The sequence below is a fragment of the Megasphaera sp. UBA4382 genome, from assembly GCF_002391155.1.
Taxonomy (GTDB): Bacteria; Bacillota; Negativicutes; order Veillonellales; family Megasphaeraceae; genus Megasphaera; species Megasphaera hexanoica.
The window spans coordinates 1-7,838 of the sequence record NZ_DGRS01000020.1; the positions used below are offsets into that span (position 1 = coordinate 1).

Annotated in this window: 6 protein-coding genes; 1 reads left to right on the plus strand and 5 read right to left on the minus strand. The window is 49.0% G+C overall.

Annotated elements, in window-relative coordinates; translation table 11 throughout:
* Positions 1-361: 361 nt before the first annotated feature.
* From B4H10_RS02025 to B4H10_RS02045, 5 genes are all read right to left on the minus strand, one after another.
* Positions 362-1,702 carry an S-layer homology domain-containing protein gene (locus B4H10_RS02025; protein ID WP_292018072.1) on the minus strand — a complete coding sequence of 447 codons (1,341 nt, stop codon included), beginning with the start codon at positions 1,700-1,702 and terminating at the stop codon, positions 362-364.
* Between the two features lie 756 nt (positions 1,703-2,458).
* Positions 2,459-3,772 carry an S-layer homology domain-containing protein gene (locus B4H10_RS02030; RefSeq protein ID WP_292018073.1) on the minus strand — a complete coding sequence of 438 codons (1,314 nt, stop codon included), beginning with the start codon at positions 3,770-3,772 and terminating at the stop codon, positions 2,459-2,461.
* Between the two features lie 383 nt (positions 3,773-4,155).
* A complete protein-coding gene (locus tag B4H10_RS02035) occupies positions 4,156-4,836 on the minus strand; it encodes an HAD family hydrolase (RefSeq protein WP_292018074.1) in 681 nt (226 codons plus the stop codon).
* 106 nt (positions 4,837-4,942) lie between these two features.
* Positions 4,943-6,136: an acetate/propionate family kinase gene (locus B4H10_RS02040; RefSeq protein ID WP_059075748.1), complete on the minus strand. Its 1,194-nt coding sequence runs from the start codon at positions 6,134-6,136 to the stop codon at positions 4,943-4,945.
* A gap of 29 nt (positions 6,137-6,165) precedes the next feature.
* Positions 6,166-6,696, minus strand: coding sequence for a hypothetical protein (locus B4H10_RS02045; RefSeq protein ID WP_292018075.1), 531 nt, complete (start codon positions 6,694-6,696; stop codon positions 6,166-6,168).
* A 192-nt stretch (positions 6,697-6,888) separates the two neighbouring features.
* Between B4H10_RS02045 and B4H10_RS02050 the strand changes: the two genes are divergently transcribed.
* Positions 6,889-7,838: nucleotidyltransferase family protein (locus B4H10_RS02050; RefSeq protein ID WP_292018076.1), on the plus strand; the 950-nt coding region annotated here is incomplete at its 3' end.

Here is a 7,838-nt window from a genome sequence, read left to right on the forward strand (position 1 = left end):
GAATATCGTAGTTTCGGCAGAGGGGGCTTTATATCATCTGAGTTCCAATTTCTGAGTCCGAGGACGTAGCATGCCGGACTGGCTCCAACCTTGCAAACAAGCTTCATCACCACATGTAAAAACGGACTCATAGTAAGACTCTGGATGGAAGTAAGAACCCTTCCACCGCTATAGCGGTCCCCCTTCCCTTATCAGGGACGGCAAAGACACTCTGTCCGTCAAACCAGCCTACCACCTGCGGGCCTTCCGGCTTCGATGAATGACCTGCAACGAACGAACTACGGCCTTTCCCACTATCCCTTTTCCCAACGAAAAAAAGACCACTCTTTCGAGTGGCCTTTTTGATTCCGCACCGTAAGGATTAGAATACGAATACGAAGTTTGCACGAGTCATTTCTTCCGGATCAGTTGCATCGTTTTTAGCTTCGGAAGCGAATGTCTGCATTACGGAGAACATAGCATTCTTAGCGAATGTGTAGTCGATACCTACACCCCAAGATTTGACATTGTCCATATCGGAGAATCTCCACATGTTAGTGGAACCGCCGAGGAATGCATTCTGATCAGCATTGAGGTATTCAACCCAGGCATCCCAGGATTTCGGAGCTGCGAAGGAAGCTGTACCGTACTGGAGTTTGCCATACCATACTTCCGGATCATCAGCTTTGGAATCGTTAGCATTAATCTTTTCATAGTTACCAGTCAGATTCCACTTCTGGCCGAAGTTGAAGCTTGCGAAAGCGCCCCAGAGATCGTCAGCAAAGGAAGCATGTTTGTCTTTGTTAGCACCAAAGAAATCGTTGTAGTAAACACCTACAGAAGAACCAGCAAGACGGCCGCCGCCGAAGAAGCCTTCTAATTCGCCATAACCGGTCTTAACGCCAAGGATACCTTCGCCACCATTAGCATAGGATTCCTGATCGTGTAAAGTATCTTTATCAGTTGACTTGAAGGTACCAGCGCCTTCTTTGAATTTACCATAGCCAGCGATAGCTTTGAACTTATCGTTTTTGTACTGCAACTGAGCGCCATCGAAAGCATCACCGAACTGGTAGCCAACTTTGTCACCGAGGACATAAGTATAACGGCCTACCAAGAGATCCCAGTTGTTGCCGCCGAAGTTGTAATCGACGTTAGCGAGATCCGTATAAGTCTTGTTATCATCATCACTTGCAGCGCCAGATTTACCAAAGCTATAAGAATTGGAGCTGATGCCATAAGTTACCTTTGTACGGTCGTTAACCTGGGCATTAGCGCGGAGACGAACACGATAATCCCAAGAATTATCATTTTCTCTCTTAGCGTTGTCGTCCTGATAACGATAACGGATACGAGCATCACCAGTGAGTTTTACGTTACCAACTTTGTTTTCGAGGTTGGATACGCGAACGCCGAGGCTGTTCAGTTCGTCAGCATATTCGTCAGCCAGTTTGTTGATGAGGGCACGCTGTTCAACGGAAGCTTTGTCCATGTGAGCCATAGCTTTAGCCGTCATTTCAGCTGCTTCATAACGGGTGATGTTGCGGTCGCCCTGGAAGTAGGTGCCGTCTACGCCCTGGATAATGCCAGCGTCAGCGAGTTCTACTACGGATTTATAGGCCCAGGAATCGGTCGGTACATCAACGAACGGGTTAGCTGCGAAAGCGCAAGTAGCGCCAACAGCCATGGTTGCAACTAAAGCTGCTAAAACTTTTGTTTTCATGTGAATTACCCCTTTTCTAAAAATAAGTTTTACCACTCATTACGGTCGAGCATTGTACTTATTTCCACAAGGGGTTCATTGGCGAGTTGTCCTAGTTTCCTCTCTTTTACTACCCTGGTTTCTATAAGTTTGTCTGCTCTCAATCTCAGTCACTGCCTGGGAACATTCCCACCTGCGACCTTGATGACATTATACCCCAAGATTGATTTTTTGTCAAAATGGCGTAAAGAATGTGTCAACCATGGGCTTTACAGGCATTTTACAGGGTAAATGTAAACCTTGCAGTTAAAAATTTATTAAATTTTATCTCAATCATTCTTAAATTTGTATCGGATTTGTAACAAAAACAGGCGGTAAAATAAACTGTTAAAAAATCGCTCTCCGTCCCATCGTTATGCCCTTCACAAGCCATAGCAAAAACCACTTTTTTCACATACTTTGCCAGCGGGAACTATTGCTTATGCCAATTTTGCATAGATATAAATCTACATCATATTGATTTGAAGTTAAACGTATAAATTAGGACCCACGGCCAGTGACTTATTTTCCCTGCCTCGCCAGCGTGACCATCATCTACTGCGTCGTCGTCGGTCAACGTAGCCCCGCTATGCCTCCCTCCATCCTCCTTGCATATGACGGCCCCGCTGACGATTCAGGATGGAAACCGTCACCGGTCGTGGGTCCTGTATTGCTGATTTTAGGGGTAAAAAAAACAAGCCGCGCACCATTTGGCACACAGCTTGTTCACTATTTCTTTTAGAAGAAGAAGTTGATTTCTACGTCGGTAAATTCATCGGGATCATCAGAACCATGTTTGGCTTCTGTTGCGAAGGTCTGGGCAGCTGTGAGGACTACGTTTTTAGCCAGTGTGTAGTCGATGCCTACGCCCCACGATTTCACGTTATCGAGAACACTGTCATCGCGCCAGGAGTTGGTTGCACCGCCGAGGAGAGCTCCTCTGTCGGAGTTGATGTATTCAACCCAGGCATCCCATGTGCCGCGGGTTTCGCTGTCGGCACTGCCATAAGTCAGTTTGCCAATCCATACTTCGGGATTATCGGTCACGTCATTACTGATTTTTTCATAGTTAGCAAATGCATTCCATTTACCGAGATTCAGGCTGGCATAAGCTCCCCAGAGGTCATCGGCTTTAAAGCCTTTGGCGCCGCCACTGAAATCATTGTAATATACGCCAACAGCCGAACCAGCTGCGCGGCCACCGCCAAAGAAGCCTTCTAATTCGCCATAGCCTGTCTTGACGCCGAGGAGGCCATTACCTTCCACTTCTGCATCAGGATCATCAGCAGCATAGCCTTCTTTAAATTTGCCATAGCCGGCAGTCGCTGCGAAGTGATCACTGGTGTATTTCAATTCGGCACGATCAAATACGTCGCCATACTGGAATCCGTAGGCATTGTCACCGCCGAGAATATACGTATCGGTACGGCCGACGCTGAGATTCCAGTGGTCACCGCCAAAATTGTAATCTACTTTGGCATCATCAGTGAAAGTATCGCCATTGTCGTCATCGGCGCCCGATGCTGCACCATTATCGCCAAAATTCAGGTCGCCTGTGCTGATGCCATAGGTTACGGTTGTACGGTCATTGACCTGGGCATTGGCCCGGACGCGGACACGATAATCCCAGGAATGATCGTTACGATAATCATCATTGCCATTCTGATGCTGGAAACGGATACGCGCATCACCGGTAAGTTTGACATTGCCTACTCTCTTTTCCAGATTGGATACGCGAACGCCGAGGCTGTTCAGTTCATCAGCATATTCATCAGCCAGTTTATTGATAAGGGCACGCTGTTCAACGGAAGCTTTGTCCATGTGAGCCATCGCTTTAGCCGTCATTTCAGCTGCTTCATAACGGGTGATGTTGCGGTCGCCCTGGAAATAGGAGCCGTCTACCCCCTGGATAATGCCAGCGTCGGCGAGTTCTACTACGGATTTATAAGCCCAGGAATCGGTCGGTACATCAACAAACGGATTCGCTGCGAAAGCGCAGGTAGCACCGACAGCCATAGTAGCAGCGAGAGTTGAAATGATTTTCTTTTTCATTTGATAGCCTCTTTTCTGATAGAAATATGTATCTGACAAGAAGCAACTTATTGACAAAAAGTTCAATGGCGAGTGTTCCTAGTTTCCTCTCATTTACTATTTTTAGCAATAAATTAACATTCTCATCTATTTTACGTGCAAAAAAGCACGTACTAAATATATACATAGTATACTATCAGACAAGGTTTTATGTCAATGCAATTGATTTATATTATCATAATTAAATGTATGAATATATTGTAATGCCGGACCCCCGCCCGGGGACGGTTCTCATCCTGAATCGTCCCCGGTCGGGGGTCCTATTTTGCTAATCTTTGGGGTATGAAAAGCAGCCGATTCGACAAACCGGCTTTTTCTGCAAACTACAAACTTACCACTGCAAACTATCCTTTCAGTATCTGCATGAATCCTTCAGGTCCGGGCAGGCGATGCAGTAGGCGCCAGGGAGTGTGTTCTGCCAGCTGGTCGTAGGTATAGCGTCCGGTAGCTACGGAGATGGTTTTTGCTCCGATGGCTTTGCCGCACTGGATATCGTAGGGGGTGTCGCCGATGACGTACATGGTACCGATAGTGTCACCCCAGGCTTTTTTCGCCAGTTCCCAGGCGTGGCGGGCCATGTCGTCGCGATAGTAGAATTGACAGGCAAATCCTGAATGGTCAAAGTCAAAGTACTGGGTCAGGTCGAAGAAATCAAGTTTCAGTCTAGCGCCATAGATGCTGTTTCCCGTGAGCAGACATTGATGGTATCCTTCGGCTTTAGCCAGATATGGCAGGAGTTCCCGGGCTGGCGGAATGACTTCACCTTTCATTTTTTTCAGCCATTTCATCAGTTTCTGTTCGTAATTCCGGCAGAAGTGATTGACTTCTTCATCGGTAGGCATGACGCCTCTGGCCTGATAGAGCAACTGCTGGCAGATGTAATTATCCGTCCGGCCGCCGGCAGCGATTTTCGGCACGGCCTGGTCGTCACCCTGCAATTCGTGAAATACTTCCTGAATGGCATGCATGCCGGCCATTCCCGTATTGACCAGTGTCCCATCTATATCCCAATATAATATATCCATAATTCTCCCCCCTATACGAAAAGGAGCCGGGCAGCAGCACGCAACGACAGCCGCCGTTGTATGCCGCATACCCAGCCCCCTCAGCCAGTATTATTTCATGCCCTTATTATTTGGAAACGAGTTCTTTCGTATCGCGGGCAATCATGATTTCTTCGTTTGTCGGGATGACATAAAGTTTTACCGTAGAATCATCGGTGCTAATCATAGCATCTTTGCCGCGGACGTTATTGCGGGTCGGGCAAAGTTTGGCACCCAGGTATTCCAGGCCCTGGCAGATAGCTGCACGATCTTCGATACCATTTTCGCCAACGCCGGCTGTAAAGGTGATGACATCGACGCCACCCATAGCAGCAGCCAGTGCGCCAATCAGTTTGCGTACCTGATAATGGAACATATCGAGAGCGAGTTTAGCCCGTTCGTTGCCTTCTTTAGCAGCTTCGCCGAGATCGCGGAAGTCGCTGGAAACGCCGGAAATGCCGAGTACGCCTGATTTCTTATTCATGAGCGTATCCATTTCTTTCGTGGACAGGCCTTTCTGTTCCATGACCGTCGTAACGATAGCAGGGTCGATATCGCCGCAGCGCGTGCCCATGAGGCAGCCGGCGAGCGGTGTGAAGCCCATAGTCGTGTCTACGCATTTGCCATATTTGATGGCAGCCAGGGAAGAACCGTTGCCAAGGTGGCAGTTGATGATGCGGAGTTTTTCAACGGGAACACCCATGACTTTGGCAATCTGGCCGGCTACATAGCGATGGCTCGTGCCATGGAAGCCGTAGCGGCGGATGCCATTTTCTTTATAGAGTTCATACGGAAGGCCATACATGAAGGCTTCCGGCGGCATGGTCTGATGGAATGCTGTATCGAAAACAGCGACCTGCGGTACGCCCGGCATGATAGCTTTGCAGGCGTTGATGCCGATGATGTTCGGCGGATTGTGAAGGGGTGCATAGGCGGAGCATTTTTCCAGGGCTTTCATGACTTCATCGTCAATTACCGTGGAGCTGGCAAAGGCTTCGCCGCCATGGACAACACGGTGACCTACCGCGTCAATGGCATCCATGGATTTGATAACGCCGCATTCGGCATCGGTCAGAATATCGAGAACGAGCTTTACAGCGACTTTATGATCCGGAATAGACTGCTGGATTTCCTTTTTCTGGCCATTCCATTTGTGAGTCAGCTGGGAATCGGGAAGACCGATTTTTTCTACCAACCCTTTTGCCATGACTTCTTCATTGTCCATGTTTACCAACTGGTATTTCAAGGACGAGCTGCCGCAGTTTACAACCAATACGATCATGCAATTTACCCTCTTTCATGTTTACGAAATTATTTTATCTGGCCAAATACATGGTCTATTACTTCTTTGCCCACCGGGTCGGCCGGATTGTACAAGTAGGTAATATCCCATATCTGACCATTATCTTCAAAGAAGAGACTCTGCCCCACCATCTGAACGGCATGGCCCTGCACATTCAGATTGAACGTACAGTGGACTTCTGTCGCCGGCCTGTCGAGGACAGTCGTTTCAGAGACCTTCGTTTGCAGATCTGTATAATGCGTCTGTTCCAGTAAGGAAATAGGTTTTTCGGCCCACTGCTGTATGGTGATTTCACTGGCGGGACGCGATTCGGCAGCCATCCACCAATGGGAATCGTTGGCGCCATATAATACGGTTCCATCATTATTCTGGGATTTCCCCATTTCCATAGGAGTCATGAGGTATACTTCGGAATTACCGCTTTTCAACTGTGTATAGCCAAAGCTATATTCTTCCAGAATCGATGCATTGCTGCAGCCAGTCATGAGTATTGTCGAAGCCGCAAGCACCGTTACCAGGAACTTTCTCATTCGTTTCATGCTATCACCTATTATACTTTCTCACAGACTGGTTTCATTATAACATATTCTCCATAAGAGAAAAAGGATAATTTGTCAATCTGCCGGGCAAATCGACTGTTTCCTTTCTTTTTATTCATATATATATTATGATTAATGTATTGAAGAAGAAATAGCATAATACATAGGATATGTATGTCCGAGGAGTATGGTATGAAGCGTATTGCCGTTATTGCAGAATTTAATCCCTTTCATACAGGCCACGCCTGGCTGCTGTCCCAGGTACGGCAGCAGGCCGGTCCCCAGTCGCTGATTGTGGTCATCATGAGCGGTTCTTTTGTCCAGCGGGGCGAACCGGCATTATTCGATAAGTGGCATCGTGCCGCCTGGGCTGTTGAAGGCGGGGCCGATCTGGTCTTTGAACTGCCAGCGGTCTATAGTCTGTCCAGTGCCGACGGATTCGCCCTGGGAGGCGTATGGCTGGCGTCCCGGCTGGGATGCAGCCATCTGGCCTGTGGCGTCGAACGGGGCACGGCAGACGATTTTTACGCTCTGGCCCGGGCTGCACAGGATATCCGGCCCTGCCGGGGCAGGGAAACGGCCGGACGCCGGCAGACTATAGCCCTGGCTGCCCGGATTCGGGAACAAACGGCCTTACTTCTGGATCAGCCCAATGCCCTGCTGGCGGCATCCTACGCCAAAGCCATCGTGCAACAGGACCTGTCCCTGCAGTTCTGGCCAATCCTGCGTCAGGGCAACCATCACGACCCGTCGCTGGCCCATTCCTTTGCCAGCGCCTCTGCCCTGCGTCAGGATATAATCCAGACAGGCCGCTGCCAGCATCTTCACCGCTATCTGACACCACAAGCCCGGGGAGATATGGCCGCGCTCCTCTCACAGGGAGCATACACCGATTATGACCGCTATGGCGATTTCATTCTCTTCCAGAACAGGCTGCTGACACCAGAAAAGCTCCGCCAGCTCCCGGCCTTTAACGAAGGGCTGGAGAACCGCTGGCACCGCTGTATGCAGGAGTCCGTCACGTACAAAGAGGCACTGGCTGCCATCAAGACCCGCCGCTATGCCTACAGCCGTCTATGCCGCATGGGAGCTTATACGCTCCTTTCACCCAGCCGCAGTCTCATGGACCAGTCATACCAGCT

Excerpts from the sequence above, each read along its gene's own strand:
- B4H10_RS02045 (WP_292018075.1), bottom strand. The coding sequence starts at position 6,696 with ATGAAACGAATGAGAAAGTTCCTGGTAACGGTGCTTGCGGCTTCGACA.
- B4H10_RS02025 (WP_292018072.1), bottom strand. The coding sequence starts at position 1,702 with ATGAAAACAAAAGTTTTAGCAGCTTTAGTTGCAACCATGGCTGTTGGC.
- B4H10_RS02030 (WP_292018073.1), bottom strand. The coding sequence starts at position 3,772 with ATGAAAAAGAAAATCATTTCAACTCTCGCTGCTACTATGGCTGTCGGT.
- B4H10_RS02035 (WP_292018074.1), bottom strand. The coding sequence starts at position 4,836 with ATGGATATATTATATTGGGATATAGATGGGACACTGGTCAATACGGGA.
- B4H10_RS02040 (WP_059075748.1), bottom strand. The coding sequence starts at position 6,136 with ATGATCGTATTGGTTGTAAACTGCGGCAGCTCGTCCTTGAAATACCAG.